Origin of the sequence: Robertmurraya beringensis (assembly GCF_042433785.1) — a bacterium.
In the GTDB taxonomy this organism is placed as follows: Bacteria; Bacillota; Bacilli; order Bacillales; family Cytobacillaceae; genus Robertmurraya_A; species Robertmurraya_A beringensis.
Window position 1 is genome coordinate 42,595 of sequence record NZ_JBHLUU010000123.1, and the last position, 26,656, is coordinate 69,250.

A 26,656-nucleotide genomic window follows, 5' to 3' on the forward strand; every position below is an offset into this window, starting at 1 on the left:
TCTCCTCCAAGCTGTCATTTTTTTAGATGATCGAATTCATTCATTACATTATATGGACGGGAAAAATAAAAAATGAATAAAGTCGTAAAAAGTTAGTGACCAAACTATATATGCTTGATTTTTCCAATTTTCTAATATATAGTACATTACATCAGTAATGCACTAGCATACCTTATGGATATAGGAGGTGAGGAACGTGATCTTAAACTCAAATAGTATGAAGCCCATCTATGTACAAATTGCTGAGTATCTAGAAGGGGAGATATTAAGGGACTCCATTCGGCCTGACGAAAAGATTTATTCTCAATATCAGCTGGCGGAAATGTTCAACATCAATCCTGCTACGGCGGCAAAAGGGTTAAATTTATTAGCAGATGAAGACATTTTGTACAAAAGGAGAGGGCTTGGCATGTTTGTGGCTGCAGGTGCAAAAAAGATCATCCTCACAAAACGAACCAACACCAAGCTAAAGGAGCTTATTGAAGAAACCGTTAGGGAAGCCTTTCAATTAGGCGTTAGTAAGGAAGAACTAATGGGAATGATTCAAAAGGTGATTGAACAAAAGGAGGGGAAGGAGTAATGAATATTGTTACATGCAAGAACCTGTCAAAAACATATGGAAGGAATCAAGCTTTAAGAGGTGTCTCTTTTTCTTTAGAGGGGGAAAAGATTATAGGCTTGATTGGTCGAAACGGAGCGGGTAAGTCTACTTTATTAAAACTGATGGCCGGCTTTCTGGAAAAAACATCTGGGGAGATCCACGTGTTATCGGAAGAGCCCTTTAATAGCTTAAAAGTGTCTGCTAATACCATTTTTATGAGTGATGAAGTCACCTTTAATCCTGCTCTTACATTAGAAGACATTCTAAAGGCAGCCGAAAGCTTTTATCCGAATTGGAATCGTGATTTAGCCCACCGGCTTTTAGATTATTTTTCTATCTCCCTACATTCCTACCACGCCAGTCTCTCAAAAGGGATGCGAAGCACATTCAACACGATTATGGGGCTGTCCACTAGAGCACCACTAACCTTATTTGATGAACCAACGACAGGGATGGATGCGGCTGTTCGTAAGGATTTTTACCGTGCCATTTTAAAAGATTATTTAGCCTTTCCACGAATGATCGTCATATCCAGTCATCTGTTAAATGAGATGGAGGAACTATTCGAAGAGATTTTGCTGATAAAAGAAGGGGCCGTTCATCTTCATGAAAGTGTGGAAGATTTGAAAGAATACGCGGTTGGTGTGACCGGAAGAACTTCCGTAGTGGAAGAGTTGTTGATAAATGAAACCGCAATTTTCCAGCAAGCAGTTGGGATTGATCAGAGCTATGCTGTTGTGAAACGCGGGGTAGAAGTAGAGCAGCAAGCAAAGTTACTAGAACTTGAGCTGTCACCTGTTTCTGTTAGTGATTTATGTATGTATATTACAAGCAAGTCTAAGGGAGGGATTGATCATGTATTTGACAGAGAGTAACATCCGAGACGTTGTTTTCAAACAGTATCGCTACAAACTGCAAGCGTATATGGGCGTTTTTACCTCTCTTATGTTTATCCAAGTGCTTGGGGTGTTATTTTCGATTAGCGGAACGGGCTCTATGGGAGGGAGTGCCGGTACCTTTAGTTACGATGTAAAAACCTATAGTGGTAGTTTGGTGGCTATTTTTACATTGATTTGGGCTTTTTCAAACGGAATCTCGCTGACCACCAAGCAGCATAGATATGATGACTTCAATTTTATTGCGACTCGACAGGTGAGCAATTTTGCGAATGTACTGTTTCTAGCGACAGCGAGTGTGATTGCTGCTTTCACGGGGCTTCTAACCACGTATGCATTAAGATTAGTGGTTTCACAGTTTTTGAGAACACCATCGATTGCGGTAGATCAGTTGTCTTTGGTAGAGGCATGTAAGGGTTTAGGAGGATTTTTTCTCTATATTTTATTGTTTGCGAGCGTTGGTTATTTTATTGGAATGCTTGCTCAGATGAATAAGATAGTCGCATTTTTACTTCCGGTGCTTCTTATTGTTGTCATTACCATCCAAGCGTACTTAGGAGGAGAAGCTACATTAATCGTCGATATAGGGAGTTTCTATGTTCTTGAGGCTTCGTTTTTGCTTTTCGCTGTTAAAAGTGTCATCACTACCTTTTTCTTTTTTCTACTCGCATATATGTTAGGAAATCGTTTGGAGGTGGGGGTATGATGGTAGCCATTATTCTACTAATCTTGGTCATAGCTGCAGTCGTTTCTCAGCTGTCCAAATCGAAGAAAAAGGCATGGATCGGAATGAAAACCACAAGATTTCTACTTCTTGGTTACGTAGGTTTGCTGATTCTATTAGCTGGTGCTTCTTTGCTTCTGCCTTTAAATAGTCCTTCTATTGAAATGATGTCAGAAGAGGAAGTGGAAAAGAGTATGGAGCTTCAGGATAAGGTGATGAACGAGGCGTTCCGAGGGTCCTTTGAAGAAGAGAATGGATTAGATGTTGTGGAGAAGTGGAACTTTCCAATAACAGGTGACGAGTTGGGGATTACAACCATTAATGATTATTATGTTCAAGTGTTTATAGAGAAAAGCCCGGATATGGGAAAAGAAATTCAGGTTACTCATTACTCGGGAAAAACCATTGTGAACGGAATGGATCTTACTGATAAAAAAGGTGCCATCCAAATGGAGATACAAGGGAATAAACTTGAAATCAAGAATCCCTCTCATGTAGCAGTAAATTTAGCCGAGATATCAAGTGGATTTCCATTTCAACAATTCTCCTCAGAGAAGGTTGAATGGTTCTTAGGCGAATCTTACGGCAACATTGGAATGGATGTACTGTATATAAAAGCACCTGAAGGGTTGAAAATAGAAGGCGATGCCCTCTACGTCAACTAATCTGTCCACCCCAGGCGTACAAATACGGTCCAAGTGTCCACGAACGGTGACAGACACCCTTCGTGGACAAAAAGGGGCATTTTGTCCACGGGCGGTGTCTGTCACCGGGAGGTCTTTCGAATCTGTTGACAGGTGGGGCTTTTTTGTGATATTTAAATAGTGATTAGCACTCGGAGTGGTAGAGTGCTAAAGGAATTACGTATATTGATTGATGAGAGGGGATTTTAGAATGGAAAAGAAGCAATTCCAGGCAGAGTCAAAGAGATTGTTAGACATGATGATTCACTCCATTTACACACACAGAGAAATTTTTCTACGTGAATTGTTATCAAACGCAAGTGATGCGATTGATAAAATTTATTATCGTGCCTTAACCGACGATAACATCACTTTTGATAAAGACAACTATTTTATAAAGATTGCTGCTAACAAAGAGAGCAGGAAGTTAACGATTACCGACACAGGTATTGGTATGACCAAGGAAGAGCTGGAAAACAATCTAGGGGTCATCGCTAAAAGTGGCTCACTTGCCTTTAAGTCTGAAAATGAGCTAAAGGATGGTCACGACATTATTGGGCAGTTTGGTGTTGGATTTTATTCTGCATTCATGGTGGCAGACGTGGTTACGGTTATCACCAAATCACTAGGAAGCGACACGGCTTATAAGTGGGAATCAGAAGGTGCCGATGGTTATACGATCGAGCCGTATGAAAAAAGTGAAGTGGGAACGGAAATCATCCTTACCATTAAGCCAAATACAGAAGACGATAACTACGATGAGTTCTTAGAAGAATATCGTCTCAAATCCATTGTTAAAAAATACTCCGACTTCATTCGTTACCCTATTAAAATGGATACTACGAGCAGTCGTTTAAAAGAAGGCAGTGAGTCGGAATACGAAGAGGTTACAGAAGAGCAAACCATTAATAGCATGGTGCCAATCTGGAGAAAGAACAAAAACGAATTAACAACAGAGGACTACGAAAACTTTTACGCGGAAAAACATTACGGCTTTGATAAGCCTTTAAAGCATATTCATATCAGCGTGGATGGTGCGGTTCGTTATCAAGCGGTGTTATATATCCCAGAAAAAATTCCATTTGATTACTACACGCAGGAATATGAAAAAGGGTTGGAGCTTTATTCAAACGGTGTTCTCATCATGAATAAATGCGCGGATCTATTACCGGACTATTTCAGCTTTGTGAAAGGGATGGTGGATTCCGAAGATTTATCTCTCAATATCTCTAGAGAAATGTTGCAACATGATCGTCAATTAAAACTCATTGCGAAAAATATTAAAAACAAAATCAAAGGTCAGCTACAAAGCTTGTTAAAAGAAGACCGCGAAAAGTACGAAGCCTTCTTCCAATCCTTTGGCCGCCAATTAAAGTTTGGTGTTTATAGCGATTTTGGAAGCAATAAAGAGACGCTTCAGGATCTCATCATGTTCTATTCATCAAAAGAAAAGAAGCTTGTTACATTAGATGAGTATGTGTCAAGAATGCCTGAGGATCAAAAGTATATTTACTATGCATCAGGTGAGTCAGTAGAGCGCATTGAAAAGCTTCCTCAAACCGAGCTTGTGGCGGATAAAGGCTATGAAATCCTTTATTTCACAGATGATATTGATGAGTTTGCGATTCGTATGCTAATGAATTATAAGGAAAAAGAATTCAAGTCCGTCTCTAGTGGTGATTTAGGAATTGAAGAGCAAGCAGATGAAAAAGAGTCAGCAGAACAAACGGAGAACCAAGAACTGTTTGAATACATGAAGTCAGCGCTTGGAGAAAAGGTAAAGGCCGTACGTGTATCTAAGCGTTTAAAATCACATCCCGTTTGCTTAACAACGGAAGGTGACGTGTCCATCGAGATGGAGAAAGTTCTCCAAGCGATGCCAAATAACCAAAATGTCAAAGCAGACAAAGTGTTAGAGATTAACGTAAATCACGAAATATTTGCTTCCTTAAAGGATGCGTTTGCTAATGACAAGGACAAGCTATCCTTGTTTACAGGGCTTCTTTACAATCAGGCATTGCTCATTGAAGGGTTACCAATTGAAGATCCAGTAGAATTTACAAACGATATTTGCAAAATTATGGTGTAAGTATGTGAGGGCACTCAATTTGGGTGCTCTTTTCTTTTTACCCTCAAAAAAAATACCACCGATCCTTGTTATTGTATCAAGGGGTGTACTACTATGAAGATATACACTATCTTCACCTGGAGGTGACAGGTTCTGCTTCACCTAACAAAACATCATAATCCAGAGCAAAACCCAGAGTTGATTCGGCGTTGGTCAAAATACTCAACCCCTTTGGATCAACTGATTAAAGAGACGGACACTCTTTTTCGAAAAATTGCCGTGCATCCTAGTCCTTCCATAAATGACATGAGCACCCTCGTAAATGAAAAGGGGGAGGCGATCCCCTCATGGCTACCAGATTTAGACGTCGAATTCCACAAACTTCAAAGTGAAATAAAGTACGAAAGAAATGTGGTTGACTTTGGGGCAGTTGGGGATGGAGCCACCGATAATACAAATGCTTTTCGAAAAGCAATCGGGCGAGGCAACTGTAAAATCATCATTCCTGAAGGAGTATTTGTCACAAAAGGAATTAAACTTCCCTCTAACACGATCCTTGTTGGGGCAGGAAAGGGAAAAACAATACTTAAACTCCATCATGAGGCTCTAAAATCCGCGATTCTTCTTACCAATAAACATCATATCAGTGGAAATCACCATATTTATGTGGAGGGTATGACACTTGATTGGAATGTGAAACGACTACCGAGCGAGGAAAGAACGGCAAGTGGAAACAATCGATCGAGTTGCTTCACATTTGCTCATGTGAAGTATGGGTGGGTGAAAAAGGTAGAAGCCATTGATGCTGGGTTACATGCCTTTGACGTTTCTTCTACGCTTTACTATTACATAAAAGATGGATTCATGGGTCCAGGAAGAAGTCAGTATATCTGGCTCGATGAATGTAACGGATACGGATTTGGAGATGACGGAATTACCACACATCATAGTGATTATATTTTTATATCTAAATCGCATATGTGTGATCCAAGTGGAAGAGCTCATGAAACGGGCTCTTGCAACTCAAATGGCATTGAAATCGATGATGGCTCAAGATACGTGTGGCTTGTGAACAATACCACAACTAGATGCTTCGGGGGAGTGGAAGTCAAGGCTCATCACAATGCTTCCGCTGCTTCCTATGTCACCATCATTGGGCATTTGTCGGTTCATGATAATCGCGCCTTCAACTTCCGCCATATCGGTCATCATAAAGGAAATGACCCACAGTCTAAAACAGCTTATAACATAAAAGCGATGAATCTGGTTGCTATTGCTCCTATCTTTACTTCCTTATATGAAGTGTCAACACCAAGAGCGATGGTGGTCTCCGCATACCGGAATGTCGTGGTGAACCAATTCACTATTCTTGGGGACCCTTCGTATGATTTTGAGGGACACCCTGTCATAGCCATCCAGTATCGTGCAAAACAGGTGGTCCTTCATAAAATCTATATAGAAGGTTTTTATCATGCAGGTGGGATAAAAGGTAAATTTTATACATCAGAGGAGCTAACATGAAAGAACAGGATTTCGACAAGAGCTTACATATCGTCACAACGGGTGAACAACTCCATTTTTACAAGTCATTGCAATTTCACCGGTATGAAGCCACACCCTATTTGCATCTTCAACAACTCATCCATGAACATGAATTCAAACCAACGGACCGTATCGTTGACTTTGGCTGTGGAAAAGGAAGGTTAAATTTCTTCCTTTATCACTATACGGGAGCAACCGTAACGGGTGTAGAGATGAATGAGGGGTATTATCAGCTTGCCTTGAAAAATAGAGAAAATTATCGGAAAAAGTATGGCTCAGATCATTCCATTCACTTTTTTAACGGTTTTGCAGAGGAATACCCGATCCAAACGCAGGAGAATATTTTTTACTTTTTTAACCCGTTCTCTATTCATATTTTCCGGAATATAATTCATCGTATCCTTCAGTCGGTGGAGGAGAATGATCGAGATATCAAGCTGATCTTGTACTATGCAAGTGAAGAGTATATCGACTTTTTAGAAAGTATGGGCATGTTTCAGCTAATATCCGAGGTCATTTGTTCAGAAGGAAATCGGTTGGAGAGATTTTCTATTTATGGCTTAGCTTTTTAAGGGGGAATCGCTATGGAGAAATTGCTAGACCAAGACATTATTACATATCTGAAAAATTTGCCTGGCTGGAAATGGGACGAGGGTAAATGGATGAGCAAAAGATATCGATTTCAAAACTATTTAACAGGTGTGTCTTTTGTAAATGAGTTAGCAAATTATTCGGAACATCGTAATCATCATCCGTTTATCTCTATTGATTATAAAGTGGTAACGATAAAACTTAGCTCTTGGAATGCTGGTGGTCTCACTTCACTGGATATGGAAATGGCAAAAATCTTCGATGAGATTTACGATCAATTTGTGGAATAAGAAAAGGCGGGAGTGCTTAATGCGCTCTCGCCTTTTCTTTTCCATATACAGTGTAATATAGCAGTATCGCAATGAACACAGAAATGGCTGATGCTATGTAGATGCTATGTAGATGCTATGGTAGTCTAACCAGAAAGCAATTTGTCCAAACACGATCGCACCAATTCCCACGCCTAAATCGAAGAAGGAGAAAAAGGTAGCATTAGCCATTCCGCGCCTGCTAATAGGAGAATTTTGAACACTCCACGCTTGAAGAGCCGGTTGCACCGTACCAAAGCCGAACCCATAAATAATGGCTGCTAAATAAAGGATCGTGCTATTTGGAATCCAGGCAAGCAGAATCATGGCAGCCATAATCATGATCGAACCAGCGGGGAATACAAAGCGATGCCCTTTTTGATCATAGAGCTTTCCAGCAAACGTTCTTGAGATCAGAAGAGCAATAGCATAAAGGAGAAAGTACCATTCAATTCCTTCAATTCCTTTTTTTACTGTATATAAAGGAAGGAAGGAAGCGATTCCACCAAATGTAACCGTGATAAAAAGAAGCAGAATCGAAGGGGGCAAAGCCGTTTTTTCGTAAAAGTCGAGCTTTTTAGGTTCAGAAGTAGTTACGGGTACAACGGGTTTAAATCTAATCCGAGAAGATAAGGCAATAGCGACGGCACCGAGTACGCCGCAAATCAAGAAAAGTTCAGTAAAGCTAAGGTAACCTACTAGCGCAAGTCCGAGTGTCGGCCCCATGGCAAGCGCTAAGTTGCCAGAAAGACCGTAATATCCCATTCCTTCTCCACGACGTTTGGATGGAATCAAATCGGTCGCAATCGTACCTGAAGCAGTTGTGGACAGTCCCCACCCGACTCCTTGAATAATTCTTAAAATAAATAAGAAAACAAGTCCTCCAGCCATACCGAAAGCACCAGTGGATAGGACGAAAATCCCTAATCCAACCAGATAAATAAATCGGCGTCCTCTGCTTTCTAGCGCATGCCCAGCGTAAGGTCGAATTAATAGGGCGGAAAAAGTAAAGATTCCCACAACCACTCCAATCAGCTGGTCATTTCCACCGAGGTTCTCCACAAATAAAGGAATGGTGGGCAAAGTCATTTGAAAGCCAAGGAAAACAAAAAAGTTTGATAAGCAAATGAGAATAAAGTCACGTGTCCATATTTTCTCTTTCTCTTTTTCTGAAGGTGGAGCTTTTTCCGCAAGAGGTGTGCTCATAACCATCCACTCCCATTCGGGAAAATCCCGTTTCTCTAATCATTGTGTTAAACAAAATATATGTACGAATTTATATAAAAATGGTGATTAATCTATTATAGACAATGGCTTTTTGATTTACTATTTTTTTGAATTTGAGATGAAAAAGAACGTTTAGTAATATTAATGTTATTACGATAGGAAATAGGTGTTCATGATGGGAAGAGTGATTGTAATAGGATCAGGAATATTAGGTGCCTCTGCAGCCTTTCACTTAGCGTCAAAGGGAGAGAGTGTTGTCTTGGTTGACCGTACCGAGGTGGGACAAGCCACAAATGCGGCAGCGGGAATTATTTGCCCATGGATTTCGCAAAGACGAAATAAGGCATGGTATGAGTTAGTAAAGCATGGTGCACGTTATTATCCTGAATTAGTTGATAAATTGTCCTCCTATGGAGTAAATCATACGGGATACCGAAAAGTTGGAGCCCTAAGCCTTCATACAAATGAGGAAAAACTGAGGCAAATGGCAGATAGGACCATCAAACGGAGAGAGGATGCACCAGAAATCGGCGAGGTGAACATCTTAACGTATGAAGAAACAAAAGAGGTGTTTCCTCTCGTAGCAGAAGGATATGGAGCGGTTTATGTTTCCGGTGGAGCGAGGGTAGACGGAAGGCTCATGCGTGATGCATTGGTAAAAGCTGCCGTTCAGCTCGGTACGGAATACGTAAGTGGGAATGCTTCACTCGTATGTGAAGATAGCCGTGTGAGTGGAGTGGTGGTTGATGGTAAGGAGTTTGAGGCGGATCAAGTGCTTGTCACGACAGGAGCTTGGACACGAGAGGTGCTGGAGCCCGTTGGGGTGAAATTTCAAGTTTCGGGGCAAAAAGCGCAGATTGTCCATCTAGAATTACCAGGTGTGGATACGTCTAAGTGGCCCGTTGTTATGCCTCCGAATAATCAATATTTAGTCACGTTTGAAGATGGTCGGGTGGTCGTTGGCTCGACACATGAAGACCATAAAGAATTTGATACGAGAGTCACTGCTGGTGGGTTAAATGAAATTATCGGGAAAGCATTAGAGGTATTTCCGGGTTTAGAGGAAGCGACGGTACTTGAAACACGAGTGGGCTTTCGTCCATTTACCCTCGACTTTCTACCAGTGATTGGCCCTGTTCCCGGACTTAAGGGTGTTTTCGTCGCGAATGGACTCGGAGCCTCTGGCCTGACGAGCGGCCCGTTTTTGGGTAGCGAGCTCGCAAAGCTCGCTCTTGGTGAGGAAACTGTACTAGATGTGAGTCGTTATCTGGTAGAGGGTGCGCTCAGATAAGTTTATTTCTCGAAAACATTGATTCAAATCACATCTAAACAAAACGAATCAGGATATGATTGAGTTATAAAAAGGGAAGGGACTGATCATGATGCAAAAACAAAGCTTATCTACCTTTATCACATATAATGAAGGAAAATTTACGAAACGAGTCATTTTTAAAGAAGGAGAGAGTACGGTATTTGTCTTAAACTTTTCGAAAAATCAGGCACTGCCCGCTCATAAACATCCTGGGACAAATGTATTTATTCAGGTGGTGGAGGGAGAAGGAACCTTCCATGTGGATGGAGAAAGCTTGGCTGTAGCAAAGCATGATGTGATTCATTTTACTGGGGAAGAGGAAATGTCTTTCGTTAATGGTAAGGGAAATACGAGCCTGTATGTGATGCTAAACAAGATTCCAGATGAAAGATATGTAAAAGAAATCTAACAAAAAGGCTCACCAGACCTGGTGAGCCTTCCTCATTATTTCTCCTCAGCGGTAGGACGATTTCCGCCTAATTGCAGGCTAGCTTTTCCTTCTTCAAGAAGATGTTGAATGTCTTTAAATTTTACAAATCGCTTATTTTCATCATCAAAAAGCTTGAAGTGAATGGACTCAAGGCTTGTACCTAGAGTAACGGTTGTTGCTTTTTGCAGTGGTGGTGTAGATACATGTGCTTGTTCTAGATTATAGTTTGGAACCTTAGGTGCTAGATGATGCACATGGTGAAAGCCGATGTTTCCAGTTACCCATTGCAAAATCTTCGGAAGCTTGTAATAAGAGCTTCCTTCAACAGCTGCCTTCACATAGTTCCACTCTTCTTCGTGTTCAAAATAGCTGTCTTCATATTGATGTTGTACGTAAAATAACCAAATTCCTAATGCGCCAGCAACAAATAAAATAGGAGCGTGGACAAGAAGGAAAGCTTTCCAGCCAACTAACCAAATCATAAATGCATACAACACAACGATTGCGATATTGTTGAAATAGGTGTTGAGACGTTCTTTGCGTTTAGCATCCTTTACATTGATACGGTTGGTCACAAGGAACAAGAATATCGGTCCTAGAACGAACATGACAAACGGATTGCGGTACATTCTGTATTGAAGGCGTTGAGCTGGTGTAGCAGCTAAATACTCTTCAACTGTCATTACCCAAATATCACCAATGCCACGCTTATCTAAATTTCCGCTTGTTGCGTGGTGAATATTGTGGCTTCTCTTCCACTGTTCGTAAGGGAACATCGTTATAATCCCACTGATGTTACCAACGATCGCATTTGCTTTACGATTTCTAAAGAACGATTGGTGACAGCAATCATGGAAAATGATAAAGATTCGAATCACAAATCCAGAAGCAACGATAGCAAGAGGCAATGTCAACCAATAAGAAATGGATAGACTTGCGTACGCTAAATACCATAAACCGAAGAATGGGATAAATGTGTTAATCATTTGTTTTATACTTTTACTTATATCTGACTTTTCAAAAGGGACAACGCTTTTTCTTAATTCAGCTGTTTTTTGCTTGCTCATAAAAGCCTCCTACAAGGTTTTAAATTTAACTACTGTTATTGTAGTGTTTATGAGCAGGTCATGAAAAGGCATAAATGTATAGAGTGGAACATGACAAATGTCATGTTGCAAGAAAAAATTTAAAGGGAATTACCGGAAAATCCTTCGACAATTCGAAAAATGCAGACATCTGTTTCATGAGCATATGTTTACATACGTTCCCTGTTTCAAGATATACTAATCTGTATACATTTGGATAGGAGGAAATAAAATGTGGCAGGATTTTAAGAAGTTTGCTTTAAAAGGAAATGTGATTGATCTGGCTGTCGGGGTGGTTATAGGTGCGGCGTTTGGAAAAATCGTTAGCTCACTTGTAGACAATATCCTTATGCCGATTGTTGGGCTCTTATTAGGGGGATTTGATTTTACGAACCTACAATATACATATGCTGATGCAACCATCAAGTATGGTCAATTCATACAAAATGTCGTTGATTTCTTTATCATTGCTTTTTCTATTTTCCTATTTGTGAAATTATTACAGAAGTTTAAAAAGAAGCAAGAAGTAAAAACGGAAGAAAAGGCACCAACAACGGAGGAAAAATTGCTTTCGGAAATTCGTGATATTTTAAAGGAACAACAGCAACAAAAGGGTGTGTAAAAAAGGAAAACTCGCCAAATTGGCGAGTTTCTTTATTAGAGTTGCTGATTCCCGCATCTAGGGTTAAGCACCTGAGCTGATAAATAGACGGGGAAATTCCGCTTATTGACTTTAAAAATTTGAAAATGAGGGTTTTTTCTTTGTATAATCGGAAAACCTCATCTTATTTACTCCGAAATGGGCTCCATTCTGTATCTAACCGGAAAACCTCCGCTTATTTTACTGAAAAGACTTATGCCAATTATCATTTTTTCGTTCGATTAGAGTCATGCTAATTTGTATACAAATACTTGGATATTAGTTAAAATAAATTACCAACTAATCCTATAATAAAGGTGTGATATAGATGTCAGCTGATGTTCGTACGATCCCAAAGCCACTTGTGCAAGTCAATCAGTCGGTTATTGTACTTACCGTTATCCTTACTTGGGTTACTAATATGGAATGGCTTTTATTGATTCCTCTACTCTCCGGTATATTTGGCGTTATTTTTCGAATAAATCCGATTATGGAGGTAACGAAGCGGTTTTTAAAAAAAGCACCATCAAAGTATCTGCAAGAAGATTGGGAGCAACAGCAGTTTAATCAAAAAATTGCTATTTTATGCTTAGGGGCAGGGTTTATGGGGTTTGCCTTCAATCTGCCGGTGATAGGGTATATCTTTACCATTCTAGTCGCGATTGCTGCGACCGTTGCCCTACTAGGTTTTTGTATCGGTTGCTTTATTCATTATCAGTGGAAAATGTATCAGTACCGAAAAATGAAGAGTCAATCATAACTTGTAGGTAGGAGTCAGCGCTAATGCTGACTTTTTTTTACTTTTTCTAGGAACTTTTGGAGAATCTTGTCTAACGATTTATGGGCTGTGAGTGAGCTTTGGTCACCGTGGGTGCTAAGGGATTATGATAAAATGTAAACAAGTTTATTACATAAAAAGGGAGCAGAATAGGATGGGAGAAACTAAGAAGAAGCAAGAAATAATTAGCTGGGGTAAATCGGTGTTTATTGCTTTTGCTATCGTAGTCGTCGTTCGTACATTTGTCTTTGCTCCTTATATTGTGGATGGTGCCTCGATGGAACCCACGCTTCACGATCAAGAGAAAATATTTGTGAGCAAAGTCAATACAGACAAAATTGATCGTGAGGACATTGTGATTATTAAAGGAGAAGGCGAAAATTACGTTAAAAGAATTATAGGCTTGCCTGGAGATTTGATCGAAATTAGGGATGATCAGTTACTGATCAATGGTGATGTTCACAGCGAAGAGTATTTAGAAAGTAATCGAGAGCAGGCGCATGACCAAGGTAGTGTGTTAACAGGAGATTATGGACCTATTCTTGTACCGGAAGGGCATTATTTTGTATTAGGTGACAATCGACTTCGCAGTATGGACTCAAGAAACGGCCTTGGTTTTATTAAGAAGGAAAAGATTGTTGGCGTCAGTGAGTTTGTATTTTATCCATTTTCTGATGTTCGAACGGTACAGTAGTAATTAATTCCATTGACATAAAAGCGTTCATGAATTATTCTGGTAAAGCATTTTAATTAAATATTTTCCTCATCAGATAAAAGGTGAGGTAGAGGTTGCGAAAAGTAAGAGTAGATTGGATGAGAGCAAGAGAAGCTCCATGAATTCAGTTGAAAGGAATTTTCGCCGAAGCACTATAATTCTCTAACTATAGTAGCTGGGACTACATCGAATAGGTGTAGGACTGTCATAGCTCGTAAGCTATGTTGAACTATCCAGTGGCCTGATGCGGTTATTGTAAAACACACTGTACTCACGTTTTGGTGTGTTTTTTTTTATGTCTATAGGGACCTCTATTTTGAGAGTTGGGGAATAATAAATAGAAAGGAATAATATCATGGGAAAACAAACGAAGTTAGGCTTATGGATACTAACGGCATTAGTCGTTGGAAATATGGTAGGTTCGGGTATCTTTATGTTGCCACGTTCACTGTCAGAAGCGGCAAGTCCGGCGGGTGTTATTCTTGCTTGGTTATTTACAGGAGCAGGGGTGTTAGTTACAGCGCTTGTGTTCGGGAATTTAGGAATGAGAAAGCCGAACTTAAATGGTGGACCACAAATTTATGCGAAAGAGCTTTTTAAGCCAAATTCTAGAGGCTCTGTTCTTTCTGGGTTTATGGCGACTTGGGGTTATTGGATTGGTAACTTAGCAGGAAATATTGCCATCATTACTACATTTGCTAGTTATTTATCAACGTTCTTTCCTATTTTAACGAGTCAAGCGGAGTTATTTACCGTTGGTTCTTTTACTTTAAAGGTTGGAAATGCATTAACTTTTGCGGTTTGTTCGATTTTATTATGGGGAACACACTTTATTATTTTACGTGGATTAGAAAATGCAGGGAAATTAAACTTTATGGCAACGGCGTCAAAAGTAGCAGGTTTCTTCATTTTCATTATTGTTGCGTTGTTTGCTTTTGAGGCTTCCCATATGCTTCCTATGGTTGAGCCGCGTTTCGATGAGAGTGGGGCAACGGTCGGGCTGATGGGTCAGATTAGTAACGCAGCAGTGGCTACCTTATGGGCATTTATCGGTGTGGAATCCGCGGTTGTTTTTGCGGGACGTGCGAAAAAGCAAATCGACGTCAAGCGTGCTACGATTCTAGGGTTATTCATTGCGTTAGCGATTTATATTGGTGTAAGTACATTAGTGATGGGCTTATTAAGCCAAGAGGCGTTAATCGCTTCAGACAAGCCATTAATTGATGCGATTGTTTCTGTGCTTGGACCTGTTTCTGGAAAAGTGTTAGCAGGTATTGGATTAATCAGCTTATTTGGTTCTACCATCGGTTGGGTGATGCTAAGTGCAGAAGTTCCATACCAAGCAGCCAAGCAAGGTCTGTTTTTACCTTCCTTCTTAAAGGAAAACGAGAAGAATATTCCGGTGTTATCAATGATTATCACAAACTCATTAGGACAGTTATTTATTTTCTCAACGATCTCAAATTCCATCTCTGCGGCGTTTGATTTTGTTATTTACATTGCAACCTTATCTTACCTGGTTCCATACTTCATTGCAGCTGTATTTCAGTTAAAGCTAGTGATGACAGGTGAAACGTATGAAGGCCAAGTAAGATCAAAAATGGTTGACGGTGTCATTGCTTTACTAGCGACCTTATATTCAGTATGGGTGATCTACGCGGGAACAGCCGACATCAAAACCTTCATGTTCGGTGTGGCTCTCCTTGCAAGTGGAATCTTCTTCTACGGCCCAGTAGCAAGAGCCCACAAACAAAAAACAGAAACCAAAAAAGCAGCCTAACGGCGGTGACAGACACCACAAAAAGACAAATGAGGCCAAAGTGTCCACGGAGGGTGTCTGTCACCGTGCGTGGACAAAAAGGGGTAAAGTGTCCTTCCCAGAAGGACACTTTACCCCTTTTGTTATTTAGTGCGCTAGTTCAGCGTGCGACTTTGTTTAGGAATTGCTGCGTTCTAGGATTGGTGGAGAGGGTGAAGATTTCTTCGGGTGTTCCTTTTTCAGCAATGACTCCTTGATCCATGAAGATGACTTGGTCTGCTACGTCTCTTGCGAACTCCATTTCATGGGTAACAACGACCATCGTCATGCCTTCTTCTGCAAGATCCTTCATGACTTTTAATACTTCACCAACCAGCTCCGGATCTAAGGCCGAGGTGGGTTCGTCGAATAATAAGACTTTCGGATCCATCGCCATTGCTCTGGCAATCCCCACGCGTTGCTGTTGGCCGCCTGACAGTTGGTGAGGGTACATCTCCGCACGGTCACTCAGTCCAACCTTGGCAAGTAAATCGAGAGAACGCTTTTTGGCATCCGTCTTTGATCGTTTTAACACCACGACTTGGCCTTCCATTATATTCTCAACAACTGTTAAGTGTGGAAAAAGGTTGTACGATTGAAACACCATGCCCGTTTGTTGACGGAAGAGGGTCATTTGAGTCGGTTTTAGCTTCGTTCCTGATTGAAACTGAAGTTCTTTTTCCCCAATCGTAATTGCCCCTTGATTTGGAATCTCCAATAAATTAAGACAGCGTAAAAGAGTCGTTTTCCCTGAACCAGATGGGCCAATAACAACAGCCGTTTTTCCCTTTTCAACCTCTAAGTTAATTCCTTTTAAAACGTCAATATCTCCAAAGCTTTTATATAAATTTTCTAGTTTAATCATAGCCAATACTCTCCCTTCCTACTTTGCTACGCTACGGTCAAAGCGACGTTCAAGCATGGATTGAGCATAGGACAGCACCGTACTAAACATTAAATAAATAAATGCTACTTCAATATACAGCCAAAGAGGTTCGTACGTAGCTGCAGCCACCTGTTGCCCTTTTTGAAACATCTCTGTCACAGTGATCGTTGCAGCGAGGGAGGTGTCTTTTACCAGGCTGATAAAAGAGTATTCTTCTTCCAAAGTTACAGTATGCAAATAGAGCTGGTAACCTTGGCGCTGTAGAGACGATCTATGGACCAGCAAGAACCACGAGTCATGTAGAGTGTACTCTTGAAGAACGAAAGGAACTTGGGATACCGGAAGGGCTCGTTCGGATATCAGTCGGAATCGAGGATACCGAAGATCTAATAGCTGATCTTGAACAAGCCTTCGCCCATCTAGAATCACAATTATCTTTAACGTTATAGGTTAAAAAGGGGAAATTCGTTATAATAGCTTCATATAGATAGTAGGAGTGACGTATGGATGTACCTAACAGTTAAAGAAACGGCTGAGTATTTATCGGTTTCCGTTCAGTATGTAGAAAATTTAATTTTACAGGGAAAAATCCGGGTGTTGCATGATCATGATGGTGCGCCCATGATTTACAAGGATCAATTCAAAACTCATTTTGAGCAGCTTGAAAAATATAAAAACCTCATCAAAGAGTTAGAAAACGAGCCCATTCCAGAAGACAGAGACATCAAGGATGAGGATTAAGTAGTAAAATGGGAGAATGAAAAAACATTCTCCCATCATTTGTATGTTTTTTATGATTTTTATGCAGTTGTCAATGAATAGGTAAGAAAGATTGACAGTAAAAATAATAGTAAAACAACTAACCAAAGGTATTTTCAAATACTTAAAAGGATAGGGATACCAGTACTTATCCTTTGCTATGGTAGAGTGATAATAAATTATCCTAACAAAGTTTTTGTTGTTGCATAAAAAAACGATAAAAGTTATAATGTTTTCATGTCAAAATATACTGAAAATTTAGAGTTGTGAGGTATTTGCTAGAGAAAGTTTTAATAAAAAATAAGACCATTATTAAGGGGGAAATGTAGTGAAAAAACTATCTTTATTATCGTTTTTGTTAGTGTTTAGTATGCTTTTGGCCGCTTGTGGAACAAACGATCAGAACAATGGATCTGATGAAGGAGCAAGCGAAGAAAAGAAAACATTGAGAGTCGTAACGGACGCAGCTTATGCACCATTTGAATACATGGATGGCGATAAAATTGTTGGATTTGATGTGGACTTCGTGAATGCAGTTGCGAAAGAAGCTGGCTATGAGGTTGAGATCGTACATGTAGGTTGGGAACCTGTTTTCGTAGAGTTAGAAGATAAAATTGCTGACTTTGCTGTATCAGCCATTACCATTAATGATGAGCGTAAAGAATCCTATGATTTCTCTCACGCATACTTCCTATCAACAAATAAAATTCTCGTTCCAGAGGGCAGTGATATTAAATCAGCTGCAGACTTAAAGGACAAGAAAGTAGCTGTTCAAAACGGAACAACAGGTCAAGAAGCAATTGAGAGTGTACTAGGACAAAACAATCCTAATATCAAAAAATTTGAAAATACGGTTCTAGCAATTATGGAGCTTAAAGGTGGCGGAGCAGACGCGGTTGTTGCGGATAACACGGTAGTTGAAGAGTACGCGAAAAATAACCCGGATGATAAGTTTGTTGTCGTTGAAGATGCGGACGCATTCGCAGCTGAGTATTATGGATTAATGTTCCCGAAAGATAGCGAGTTAACAGCAGAAATTAATGAAGCCATTAACGCGATCTATGAAAACGGAACATATGCAGAGATTTATAAAGAATGGTTTGGTTCTGAGCCGGACCTTGAAGATTTAAAAGCACAACAATAATTGGTTACTTGATTATTTAGGGCGTAACTCTTTTACATAGTGTTACGCCATTTTTTTCATCCTAGTAAAGGAGGAGTATGATGGACTTTCGTTTTGATCTCATCATGGACTATGCGCCATTGTTTTTAAAGGGAACCTTGCTTACCCTTGGTTTATCGCTCGCAGGAATTGTTATTGGAACAGCACTTGGTTTGGCCATTGGGTTAGGAAAAATGGTGAAAAACAAGTGGTTGTCACTACCTTTTGACTTATATATTACATTTTTTAGAGGAACTCCTTTATTTGTCCAGATTTTGCTCATTCACTTTGGTCTCGTTCCATTGTTTACAGGGAAGACGGAGCCAGTGACAGCGGCTATTCTTGCATTATCACTGAATGCAGCAGCATACATTGCAGAAATCTTCCGAGCTGGAATTCAATCGATTGACAAAGGGCAGATGGAAGCAGCTAGAACACTTGGTATGACTCATGTACAAGCTATGAGACACGTCATTCTGCCACAAGCGTTTAAGAGAATGATTCCTCCATTAGGAAATGAATTTATCGTACTTATTAAGGAATCCTCTTTAGCAGCGGTCATTGCGGCTCCAGAGATTATGTACTGGGGACGGGCTATGCAAGGACAATACTTCAAAGTTTGGGAACCGTATATTACGGTTGCAGTGATTTACCTCGTTATCACATTATCTTTGAGCTTCTTGTTAAACCGTCTTGAGAGGAGGTTATCAACAGAATGATTAAAGTAAGTAATCTAAAAAAATCATTTGGTACGAACGAAGTACTAAAATACATTAATGCTGAAATACAACCGCAAGAAGTGGTTGTGGTGATTGGACCATCTGGTTCAGGAAAGTCGACGTTTCTTCGCTGCTTGAATTTGTTAGAATCCGTAACCGACGGTCATGTATATATTGAAGGTGTCGACCTTACCGATAAAAGCGTGAATATTAATAAAGTAAGACAGAATGTAGGAATGGTATTTCAGCAATTTAACCTATTTCCACATAAAACAGTGATTGAAAATATTGTGATGGCACCAGTGAAGGTGAAGAAGGTCGATGAAGAAGTGGCTCGTCAAAAGGGTTTAGACCTTTTACGAAAAGTCGGTCTAGAAGATAAAGCTGATGCCTATCCTGATTCATTATCAGGTGGTCAAAAACAGCGTGTGGCGATTGCAAGAGCACTTGCAATGGAACCAAAAATCATGCTTTTTGATGAACCAACCTCTGCACTAGATCCAGAGATGGTCGGTGAGGTTCTAGAGGTAATGAAACAGCTAGCAAAAGAAGGCATGACCATGGTAGTGGTGACACATGAAATGGGGTTTGCTAGAGAAGTGGGCGATCGAGTCATCTTCATGGACGGCGGCTATATTGTGGAAGAAAATGTACCTGAAGAGCTGTTTACCAATCCGCAGCAGGAACGAACAAAATCATTTTTGAGTAAAGTACTGTAAAAGGATGTCACAGGACATCCTTTTTGCATAATTTGTTTTTATTGAGGCACAATAAGTTAAGACTCGTAGCTCAAAGAACAGAGCAACCTCTCGTATCCTTGATACGGGTAGCGTCGTTTATGAGTTAAAGTCCCATCGAGTCGGAAACACAGGTTCTAAGGGACCTGTGTTTTTTAATATCCCTTTACAAAATCTACAACATTAATCGGTGGCTTCTCACCATTTATATACTGTCGTAAGTTTGGCAAAAAGATATCTTCCACCACTCGACGGTCATAATATTCAGTTGAACCAGAAGTATGAGGAGTAACGATCACATTTTCCATTTCCCATAAAGGACTGTTCTCAGGGAGAGGTTCGACCTCAAATACATCTAATCCGGCCCCTGCGATTTCCCCGGTTTGAAGTGCCTGAATCAGATCCTCCTCCACCACAATTTCGCCACGACCAATATTAATGAAAAAGGAGTCAGGCTTCATGAGCTGAAATTGTTTCTTAGAGAATAATCCTTTTGTGTCCTTCGTTAAAGGGAGGGTAGAAACGACATAATCACATTGTGGAAGGACTGTCTCAAGTTCTGCTGTCGTGTACATTTCATCCACATGTTCCTCAGACAAATGGGAGTTCCTTACCCCGAGTACTTTCATTCCAAACGCCTTAGCGATCTTAGCTGTTTCCTTTCCAATGGCTCCGACACCGATAATACCAATCGTTTTTCCGTGGATCTCAAGCTTTAAGCCAGCATGATGCCAATGTTTTGAAGATTGATTTCGAACATAGGTATGAATATTCCGAGTAAGGGCAAGCATCAATCCGAAAATGGTTTCAGAAATGGGAAAGGCATGGACACCATTCGCGCTTGTCACTAGTACTCCGCGCTCATGAAGAGTGGGAAGAGGTAAATTATTCACACCGGCACTCCAAGTTTGCACCCATTTCAGAGTAGAGGAGTCTCCTAAAAGGTCTTTAATATCCTTTTTCCATCCTAAAATGATTTCAGCGGTAGGAATATGTTCTTTATAGATTTCTTTTCCCACAACAATTTCCCAGTCTGGTAAAACAGCTTGTATTTCGTTAACATATACTTGTTCCAGATTATGAGTAACGACAAGTTTTCTCAAAGAGTGGCACCTACTTTTTTGAAAATTTCGATATTCTAAATATAACATATAAAAGTAGTGACCCGCTAATCTGAGAAATATGATAAAGTAGTCTTTACATTCAAAAAGTCAGCAGTAAGGTGATAAAAGTGGAGAAAAAGCAAGTCGTGTACGACATTATGGAAGTATGTTTATTAGCAGGGAGAATCATGCTCCAAAGCGGGGCTGAAACATACCGAGTAGAAGACACAATGGAGAGAATCGCTCGAGCCTTTGGAGTTAGAGAGGCCCATTGTTTTGTCACACCAACAGGCATTATTTTTTCAATTGAAAGCACAGAGCCTACCAAAACAAAGCTTGTGCGCATTACAGAAAGAACAACGGATCTTCATAAAGTGGCTTTGGTAAACGGGGTTTCTCGTCGGATAACGAGTGGAGAGCTTGATATAGAGGATGCTTTTCGTGCGTTAACAGAGGTAGAGGAATCCCAATTAACGTATTCAACTACTATTCAAATCCTTGCAGCAGCAATGGCGAGTGGTTGCTTTTTAATTATGTTTAATGGTAGCTGGAACGATTTTCTGCCAGCCTGTCTAACAGGTGGGCTTGGGTTTACGAGTGTGATGTACTTTCACAGAATGGTCCCGATTAAGTTTTTTTCTGAGTTTATTGGTTCGATTATTATTGGTATTCTTTCCTTTTTATTTGTTCATATGGGTATAGGTGTAGAGTTAGATAAAATTATCATCGGATCTGTCATGCCGCTCGTTCCGGGTTTACTTTTAACCAATGCCGTTAGAGACTTAATGGCGGGACATTTGGTTTCAGGTATATCTAAAGGGGCAGAAGCGTTACTAACCGCTTTTGCGATCGGGTCAGGCATTGCTGTTGTATTATCATTTCTTTAAAAGGGGCGATAAGCCAATGTACATTCTTCAACATCTGCTATTTAGTTTTTTGGCCGCCGCCGCTTTTGGTATTATTTTTAACGCTCCTAAAACTTCCTTAATTCAATCCGGTTTTGTTGGGATGCTTGGATGGATTATATATATTCTCTTTACGATGAACGGTGCTGATGCAGTGAATGCTACGTTAGTGGCATCCTTCGTGATTGCTGTGGCCAGTCAGGTGTTTGCTAAGCTGTATCGAACGCCGATTATCATATTTATCGTTGCTGGAATCATCCCGCTTGTTCCGGGCGGAATGGCATATGATGCAATGCGAAACTTTGTTGAAAATGACTATAATATTGCGTTAGCCCTTGCGGCAAAAGCTTTCTTGATTTCAGGGGCGATTGCGATGGGAATCGTTTTTTCAGAAGTAATTAATCAGCTTATTCGAAAGACAGCCATCATCAGAAAGAGCTAAGACTGATTCAAGGATTTGCCAAGTTGGAATCCGAATGTCCCCTTCTCTTTTTGCTTACCCTATCAATAGGGGAGGTGTGATACCATGGCACAAGACGTTTTATGTGAAGTCAGTAATTGTGTGTACAACGAAGAAGGAATGAAGTGTGCGGCAGAGCAAATCTTCATTGTAAGCCATCGCGGTAAAGAAGCGGATACGAGCCGTGAAACAGATTGTAAAACATTCGAACCTGAAGGATTATAAGAATAAAAAGACAGCGCGAGCGAGCGCTGTCTTTTTATTTGCGTAAAAATAGAGATTTCGGAATTTCCTACCAAATCAGCATAATTCACCCACAAGTAACAAATGATATACAAAAGTGGCATGAGAGTTAATTTTTATCGGATAAGGATGATTGCTGTTGGTAACCTTTTTGTTTACTTTCTTATTGCTAGCCTCTATCGGAGTGATTACCATGTTTGATCTATATTTATATGAACGTTCGTTAATGTCAATTTTAAATGCAAATATTTTCTTTGAAAAAGGGACAAGTCAATGGATGTTGTTTGTGAATTTAATAGCCGGATTGATCTACGGTATGGTGGTAGATTATCGGTTTAGGAAAAGTAAAAAATCAAGTAAACCGTCATGAAAAATATACTTGTCGAGAAGTTGTCCCTTTGGCAATTATTTATATTGATTTTTATTTTTGAAATTGGAAGTGCGGCCGTAATAAGTCCGGGGAATGATGCAAACCAGGATGCTTGGATTGCGATTGGATTAGCCATGTTCTTTGGGTTGGGGTTAGCCTTGATGTATTATTTTATGCTCTCAAGGTTACCGGGAAAAAATCTCTTTGAAATTTTCCAGTTTTGCTTTGGAAAGTGGTTAGGCAATTTATTCACTTTACTGTATATTATGTACTTTCTTTATATTGCTTCCCGTGTTCTTCGCGACTTTTGTGAACTGATAGTTTCATTTATTTTTGACGAGACGCCGATTGAGTTTATAGCGATAACCATGTTACTCGTGATTATGTATATGTTGTATTTAGGAATTGAGGTAATGGGAAGAACCAGTGAAGTGTTCATGCCCTATTTTTTCTCCTTTATCATTATCATCGGTATAGCTATTTTTATCTCGGGTGAAATGGAATTTGAAAATTTGTTTCCGATTCTCGGCGATGGATTTAAACCGGTGATGAAAGCTGTTTTTCCACAGCTATTAACTTTTCCTTTTGGAGAATTAATTGCTTTTACGATGATTATCCCGTACACATCGAAATTTAAAAAAGCAAAAAAAGTAACTCTGCTTGCTGTTATGGCAAGTGGAGTCATGCTTATTTACAATGCTATCTTACAAATTACCACTCTTGGTGTAGAGGCGAGAGCAAGATCGAATTTTCCTCTGTTATCGTCGGCTCGGGAAATATCATTATTAGAGTTTATTGAACGGGTCGATCTCATCGTTGTTTTCATCGTTATGTTTGGAATTATTGTTAAAGTAAGTGTGTTTTTCTATGGAGCATTAAAAGGATTAGAGCTCATAAGCAATCGACCCTATCGGATGTACGTGGTACCGATTGGAACGATTATTGCATTTATCTCAGTGAAAATTAGTAATAATTTTGCTGAACATATTGAAGAGGGTCTAATCGTCGTTCCATTGTTTATGCATGTCCCGTTTCAATTATTTTTTCCGCTGATGGTCCTACCAATTCTCCTATGGAAAACAAGAAAGAGCAAGGAGGAAAGAAAATGAGTTTGTTCAGTTCATTGTTTTCAAGAAAAAAGAATAAGAACAACGGAAAACCAACAGAGGAAGAGCTTTTTGAACAGCAGGATGTACCAAAGCAATATTATAATCAAGTGGAAAAAAATAAAAAGCTTTTAGAAGAGCTGTTCAAGGGAACCTTTGACTTTAAGTGTGAACTCATTAAAATTGGAGGACAGAAAGCTTATATAACGTATTTAAGCACCATGACTGACAAAAATGAGCTGTCAAATCGAGTCATTCAGAGTGCAACTAATCATCCAAACGATAGTTCATTCAGTAATATGATTGAAATGAGAGAGCTTTATTTTCCTTCGATTGATTATAAAGTGGCGGAAAACTTTCATCGAGTGGTATGGGGGATATTAAACGGGGAAGCAATCATTATGGTCGATGGGTACTCTGAAGCACTTTCATTAGGGATTGGATTGCCAGAGCAACGGGCCATTTCAGAGCCTAGCACACAGACAATCATTCGTGGACCGAAGGACGGTTTTGTAGAAGGATTGCCAGTTAATCTGTTATTAGTCAGAAAGCGCCTGAAAAATCCTCGACTTAAGTTTGAAATTTTCCAAATGGGGAGGGATTCAAAAACCAATGTGGCACTTGGGTATATTAATGACATTGCCAATGAAGATCTCTTAAGAGAAGTAAGAAAACGATTGAATCAGATCGATGTAGGTGCCTTACTGGATTCAGGAAATGTCGAAGAATTTATTGTCGATAAAACCCTTACTCCCTTTCCACTCGTGTATAACACCGAACGACCTGATAGTATTTGCGGACACTTATTAGAGGGGAAAATGGCCATATTTGTAGATGGTAGCCCCTTTGTATTAACGGTACCCACTCTATTTATTGATTTTTTTCAGGCAACCGAGGATTATTATCAGCCATTTATTATGCCAAGTTTTATTAGGATCGTTAGATATTCGTCTTTCATGATTGCCCTTTTATTTCCATCCTTATATGTTGCTATTTCCACCTTTCACCATGAACTTATGCCCACACAGTTATTGATTAGTGTTCAAGCACAACGGGAGGGTGTACCATTCCCGGCTGTTATTGAAATCATGATTATGGAGCTTTCCTTTGAAGTGTTGAGAGAAGCTGGAGTACGGATGCCAAGGGTGGTTGGGCAAACTGTTTCTATTGTTGGGGCACTCGTTATAGGGCAAGCGGCTGCAGAGGCGGGGCTGGTGTCAAATGTTCTCATTATTGTCGTCGCTTTTACCGCTATTGCTAGCTTTGTATCACCTATCTATAGCTTTTCTATTGCCACGCGCTTGCTCCGTTTTGTTGTTATTTTTATCGCGGCCTTTATCGGGTTATATGGTGTTCTATTATTTTTAATCGTTATGGTTATTCATTTAGTCAGTCTTCGGTCCTTTGGTATTCCCTATTTGGCACCAGTGGCACCGTTTCAACCAAGAAATCAGGATGATGTATTTGTTCGTGTGCCGATATGGTTAAATAAAAATCGACCTTCGTATTTATATCCAAAATCACCTGTCAGAAGTGAAGAAAATAATCAGCCAAGTCCTCCAGACCAACCATTAGGAGGACAAAAATGAAAATCAAACATGCATTATCCATATTGGGATGTGTCGTTATGTTAGCCGGCTGTTGGGATCGAATTGAATTGAACGATGTTTCCATTGTCACAGGGCTTGCGGTTGATGAGGGAAAGAACAGTAAATACAGATTAACCATCGAGATCGTGAATGCAGCTCAATTTTCAAAAAATCAAATGGGTGGGCAGGCTACTCCGGCCTTAACTTACTCACTTGAAGGAAATTCGGTATCTGAGCTTCTCCATAAAATGAATATTGGAATGACAAGACGATTAATTTTTTCACACACGAGGGTTTTATATATCAGTGAAGAAATTGCAAAGAAAGGGATATTGGAATTTATTGATTATCTTGATCGAAGTGGTCAGTTTCGTAATGACTTTAACATCATGGTAACAAAAGGTGAAAAAGCAGAAGAATTTGCAAAGGTGACATATCCCACCCAAAAGGTTCCATCTTTAAAAATACACAGACAAACACAATCTTTTAATGAAGAGTGGGGAGGAGACCCGGGAGTAAGACTGACCGATTTTATTTCCGCTTTAACATCCAAGGGTCGCAATCCTGTATCAGCTACATTAGTGCTTACAGGGGACCCCAAAAAAGGAGCAAGCTCTGAAAATAATATGAAGACGGAAATGGATGCGCTTGTAGAAATGGATGGGATGGCTGTTTTCCGAGACGACCGATTAGTTGGATATTTAAGTGTGGACGAAACAAGAAATTACTACTGGACGCAAAAGCTAAAGAAAACCAGTATGAGTATACCTTGTTCGGGCGAGGAAAAAAAACCTGAGGATGAAAGGTATATCGCTGTAACTGTGACAGAAACACATAACAAACTAAAAGTCGATTTCGAGAATGGCAAGCCTGTTTTAAAGGTGATAATCAATGGTGAAACAAGAATTGAAGCCACTCAATGTATGAATGATTTGACCAAAATTGGAACATACGAGGATTTTGAAAAGAAAATCAATCGTTATGTAGCAAACGATATAAAGGAAACAATCAAGAAAGTTCAAACAGAGTTTGGTGTTGATATATTTGGTTTTGGAGAGGCATTGAATCGTCAACATCATAAAGAGTACAAAAAAGTGGAAGATCACTGGGATGAAGTATTTGCACAAGCTGACGTAGAAGTTGATACCAATCTTCATTTAAGAAGATCTGGTGTTAGAGGGAAAACCTTTATTACAGAAATTCCAAGAGAATAGACATT

29 protein-coding genes, 2 pseudogenes and 1 riboswitch are annotated in these 26,656 nt (G+C 39.9%); of the genes and pseudogenes, 26 read left to right on the forward strand and 5 right to left on the reverse strand.

Annotated elements, in window-relative coordinates; all coding sequences use genetic code 11:
* Nucleotides 1–196: 196 nt before the first annotated feature.
* The 8 genes from ACFFHF_RS20610 (at nucleotide 197) to ACFFHF_RS20645 (ending at nucleotide 7,395) form a co-directional block, all read left to right on the forward strand.
* Nucleotides 197–580, forward strand: a complete 384-nt coding sequence (locus ACFFHF_RS20610; protein ID WP_377058936.1) for a GntR family transcriptional regulator — start codon at nucleotides 197–199, stop codon at nucleotides 578–580.
* Nucleotides 580–1,476 carry an ABC transporter ATP-binding protein gene (locus ACFFHF_RS20615; protein WP_160547268.1) on the forward strand — a complete coding sequence of 299 codons (897 nt, stop codon included), beginning with the start codon at nucleotides 580–582 and terminating at the stop codon, nucleotides 1,474–1,476. The genes ACFFHF_RS20610 and ACFFHF_RS20615 overlap by 1 nt, the downstream gene beginning before the upstream one ends.
* Nucleotides 1,457–2,203: a hypothetical protein gene (locus ACFFHF_RS20620; protein ID WP_160547267.1), complete on the forward strand. Its 747-nt coding sequence runs from the start codon at nucleotides 1,457–1,459 to the stop codon at nucleotides 2,201–2,203. The genes ACFFHF_RS20615 and ACFFHF_RS20620 overlap by 20 nt, the downstream gene beginning before the upstream one ends.
* On the forward strand, nucleotides 2,200–2,886 hold the full coding sequence (locus ACFFHF_RS20625) for a hypothetical protein (RefSeq protein ID WP_377058937.1): 687 nt from the start codon (nucleotides 2,200–2,202) through the stop codon (nucleotides 2,884–2,886). The genes ACFFHF_RS20620 and ACFFHF_RS20625 overlap by 4 nt, the downstream gene beginning before the upstream one ends.
* 229 nt (nucleotides 2,887–3,115) lie before the next feature.
* Nucleotides 3,116–4,993 carry a molecular chaperone HtpG gene (gene htpG, locus ACFFHF_RS20630; protein ID WP_160547265.1) on the forward strand — a complete coding sequence of 626 codons (1,878 nt, stop codon included), beginning with the start codon at nucleotides 3,116–3,118 and terminating at the stop codon, nucleotides 4,991–4,993.
* A 177-nt stretch (nucleotides 4,994–5,170) separates the two neighbouring features.
* On the forward strand, nucleotides 5,171–6,493 hold the full coding sequence (locus tag ACFFHF_RS20635; RefSeq protein WP_377058938.1) for a glycosyl hydrolase family 28-related protein: 1,323 nt from the start codon (nucleotides 5,171–5,173) through the stop codon (nucleotides 6,491–6,493).
* Nucleotides 6,490–7,086, forward strand: coding sequence for a class I SAM-dependent methyltransferase (locus ACFFHF_RS20640; RefSeq protein ID WP_377058939.1), 597 nt, complete (start codon nucleotides 6,490–6,492; stop codon nucleotides 7,084–7,086). Before ACFFHF_RS20635 ends, ACFFHF_RS20640 begins: the two co-directional genes overlap by 4 nt.
* Before the next feature lie 12 nt (nucleotides 7,087–7,098).
* The gene (locus ACFFHF_RS20645) at nucleotides 7,099–7,395 is read left to right on the forward strand and encodes a 4a-hydroxytetrahydrobiopterin dehydratase (protein ID WP_160547263.1); all 297 of its coding nucleotides are present in this window, start codon (nucleotides 7,099–7,101) and stop codon (nucleotides 7,393–7,395) included.
* 93 nt (nucleotides 7,396–7,488) lie between these two features.
* Here ACFFHF_RS20645 and ACFFHF_RS20650 read toward each other — a convergent pair whose 3' ends face one another.
* Nucleotides 7,489–8,619 (reverse strand): MFS transporter, encoded by a 1,131-nt coding sequence (locus ACFFHF_RS20650; protein WP_377058940.1) that lies wholly within the window; start codon nucleotides 8,617–8,619, stop codon nucleotides 7,489–7,491.
* A 196-nt stretch (nucleotides 8,620–8,815) separates the two neighbouring features.
* Between ACFFHF_RS20650 and ACFFHF_RS20655 the strand changes: the two genes are divergently transcribed.
* Nucleotides 8,816–9,931, forward strand: coding sequence for an NAD(P)/FAD-dependent oxidoreductase (locus ACFFHF_RS20655; RefSeq protein WP_377058972.1), 1,116 nt, complete (start codon nucleotides 8,816–8,818; stop codon nucleotides 9,929–9,931).
* An 88-nt stretch (nucleotides 9,932–10,019) separates the two neighbouring features.
* Nucleotides 10,020–10,361, forward strand: coding sequence for a cupin domain-containing protein (locus tag ACFFHF_RS20660; RefSeq protein ID WP_377058941.1), 342 nt, complete (start codon nucleotides 10,020–10,022; stop codon nucleotides 10,359–10,361).
* Between the two features lie 35 nt (nucleotides 10,362–10,396).
* On the opposite strand, the gene desA is transcribed toward ACFFHF_RS20660, so the two are convergent.
* Nucleotides 10,397–11,449 (reverse strand): Delta(5) desaturase DesA, encoded by a 1,053-nt coding sequence (gene desA, locus ACFFHF_RS20665; RefSeq protein WP_377058942.1) that lies wholly within the window; start codon nucleotides 11,447–11,449, stop codon nucleotides 10,397–10,399.
* A 250-nt stretch (nucleotides 11,450–11,699) separates the two neighbouring features.
* On the opposite strand from desA, the gene mscL reads away from it, so the two are divergent.
* The 4 genes from mscL (at nucleotide 11,700) to ACFFHF_RS20685 (ending at nucleotide 15,380) form a co-directional block, all read left to right on the forward strand.
* The gene (gene mscL / locus ACFFHF_RS20670) at nucleotides 11,700–12,089 is read left to right on the forward strand and encodes a large conductance mechanosensitive channel protein MscL (RefSeq protein WP_160547260.1); all 390 of its coding nucleotides are present in this window, start codon (nucleotides 11,700–11,702) and stop codon (nucleotides 12,087–12,089) included.
* A 346-nt stretch (nucleotides 12,090–12,435) separates the two neighbouring features.
* Entirely contained in the window at nucleotides 12,436–12,867 is a 432-nt protein-coding gene (locus ACFFHF_RS20675; protein ID WP_377058943.1) for a DUF4395 domain-containing protein, read from the forward strand.
* 172 nt (nucleotides 12,868–13,039) lie between these two features.
* A complete protein-coding gene (lepB, locus tag ACFFHF_RS20680) occupies nucleotides 13,040–13,579 on the forward strand; it encodes a signal peptidase I (RefSeq protein ID WP_340902328.1) in 540 nt (179 codons plus the stop codon).
* Between the two features lie 81 nt (nucleotides 13,580–13,660).
* A riboswitch (Lysine riboswitch) is annotated at nucleotides 13,661–13,840 on the forward strand.
* Between the two features lie 115 nt (nucleotides 13,841–13,955).
* The gene (locus tag ACFFHF_RS20685; protein ID WP_377058944.1) at nucleotides 13,956–15,380 is read left to right on the forward strand and encodes an amino acid permease; all 1,425 of its coding nucleotides are present in this window, start codon (nucleotides 13,956–13,958) and stop codon (nucleotides 15,378–15,380) included.
* Nucleotides 15,381–15,519: 139 nt separating this feature from the next.
* On the opposite strand, the gene ACFFHF_RS20690 is transcribed toward ACFFHF_RS20685, so the two are convergent.
* Together ACFFHF_RS20690 and ACFFHF_RS20695 are read right to left on the reverse strand one after the other, a co-directional pair.
* A complete protein-coding gene (locus ACFFHF_RS20690; protein WP_160547256.1) occupies nucleotides 15,520–16,263 on the reverse strand; it encodes an amino acid ABC transporter ATP-binding protein in 744 nt (247 codons plus the stop codon).
* Nucleotides 16,264–16,281: 18 nt separating this feature from the next.
* A pseudogene (locus ACFFHF_RS20695) lies at nucleotides 16,282–16,491 on the reverse strand (cysteine ABC transporter permease); the annotation flags it as partial.
* A gap of 2 nt (nucleotides 16,492–16,493) precedes the next feature.
* Here ACFFHF_RS20695 and ACFFHF_RS20700 point away from each other — a divergent pair.
* The 5 genes and pseudogenes from ACFFHF_RS20700 to ACFFHF_RS20720 all read left to right on the forward strand — a co-directional run.
* Nucleotides 16,494–16,733: pseudogene (locus ACFFHF_RS20700) on the forward strand (PLP-dependent transferase); the annotation flags it as partial.
* 58 nt (nucleotides 16,734–16,791) lie between these two features.
* Entirely contained in the window at nucleotides 16,792–17,025 is a 234-nt protein-coding gene (locus tag ACFFHF_RS20705; RefSeq protein ID WP_160547253.1) for a helix-turn-helix domain-containing protein, read from the forward strand.
* Between the two features lie 346 nt (nucleotides 17,026–17,371).
* Nucleotides 17,372–18,187 carry a basic amino acid ABC transporter substrate-binding protein gene (locus ACFFHF_RS20710; protein WP_377058945.1) on the forward strand — a complete coding sequence of 272 codons (816 nt, stop codon included), beginning with the start codon at nucleotides 17,372–17,374 and terminating at the stop codon, nucleotides 18,185–18,187.
* An 80-nt stretch (nucleotides 18,188–18,267) separates the two neighbouring features.
* A complete protein-coding gene (locus tag ACFFHF_RS20715) occupies nucleotides 18,268–18,924 on the forward strand; it encodes an amino acid ABC transporter permease (RefSeq protein ID WP_377058973.1) in 657 nt (218 codons plus the stop codon).
* Nucleotides 18,921–19,643, forward strand: a complete 723-nt coding sequence (locus tag ACFFHF_RS20720) for an amino acid ABC transporter ATP-binding protein (RefSeq protein WP_340902331.1) — start codon at nucleotides 18,921–18,923, stop codon at nucleotides 19,641–19,643. The genes ACFFHF_RS20715 and ACFFHF_RS20720 overlap by 4 nt, the downstream gene beginning before the upstream one ends.
* A 173-nt stretch (nucleotides 19,644–19,816) precedes the next feature.
* On the opposite strand, the gene ACFFHF_RS20725 is transcribed toward ACFFHF_RS20720, so the two are convergent.
* A complete protein-coding gene (locus ACFFHF_RS20725; RefSeq protein WP_377058946.1) occupies nucleotides 19,817–20,812 on the reverse strand; it encodes a D-2-hydroxyacid dehydrogenase in 996 nt (331 codons plus the stop codon).
* Between the two features lie 110 nt (nucleotides 20,813–20,922).
* On the opposite strand from ACFFHF_RS20725, the gene ACFFHF_RS20730 reads away from it, so the two are divergent.
* From ACFFHF_RS20730 to ACFFHF_RS20760, 7 genes are all read left to right on the forward strand, one after another.
* Nucleotides 20,923–21,651: a threonine/serine exporter family protein gene (locus ACFFHF_RS20730; RefSeq protein WP_340906153.1), complete on the forward strand. Its 729-nt coding sequence runs from the start codon at nucleotides 20,923–20,925 to the stop codon at nucleotides 21,649–21,651.
* Nucleotides 21,652–21,667: 16 nt separating this feature from the next.
* Nucleotides 21,668–22,111: a threonine/serine exporter family protein gene (locus ACFFHF_RS20735; RefSeq protein ID WP_160547250.1), complete on the forward strand. Its 444-nt coding sequence runs from the start codon at nucleotides 21,668–21,670 to the stop codon at nucleotides 22,109–22,111.
* Between the two features lie 84 nt (nucleotides 22,112–22,195).
* Nucleotides 22,196–22,354: a DUF1540 domain-containing protein gene (locus ACFFHF_RS20740; protein WP_340902336.1), complete on the forward strand. Its 159-nt coding sequence runs from the start codon at nucleotides 22,196–22,198 to the stop codon at nucleotides 22,352–22,354.
* Nucleotides 22,355–22,511: 157 nt separating this feature from the next.
* Entirely contained in the window at nucleotides 22,512–22,742 is a 231-nt protein-coding gene (locus ACFFHF_RS20745; protein ID WP_377058947.1) for a hypothetical protein, read from the forward strand.
* On the forward strand, nucleotides 22,739–23,851 hold the full coding sequence (locus ACFFHF_RS20750) for a GerAB/ArcD/ProY family transporter (RefSeq protein WP_160547247.1): 1,113 nt from the start codon (nucleotides 22,739–22,741) through the stop codon (nucleotides 23,849–23,851). Before ACFFHF_RS20745 ends, ACFFHF_RS20750 begins: the two co-directional genes overlap by 4 nt.
* On the forward strand, nucleotides 23,848–25,437 hold the full coding sequence (locus tag ACFFHF_RS20755; protein WP_377058948.1) for a spore germination protein: 1,590 nt from the start codon (nucleotides 23,848–23,850) through the stop codon (nucleotides 25,435–25,437). Before ACFFHF_RS20750 ends, ACFFHF_RS20755 begins: the two co-directional genes overlap by 4 nt.
* A complete protein-coding gene (locus ACFFHF_RS20760; protein WP_377058949.1) occupies nucleotides 25,434–26,651 on the forward strand; it encodes a Ger(x)C family spore germination protein in 1,218 nt (405 codons plus the stop codon). The genes ACFFHF_RS20755 and ACFFHF_RS20760 overlap by 4 nt, the downstream gene beginning before the upstream one ends.
* The last annotated feature ends 5 nt before the right edge of the window (nucleotides 26,652–26,656 follow it).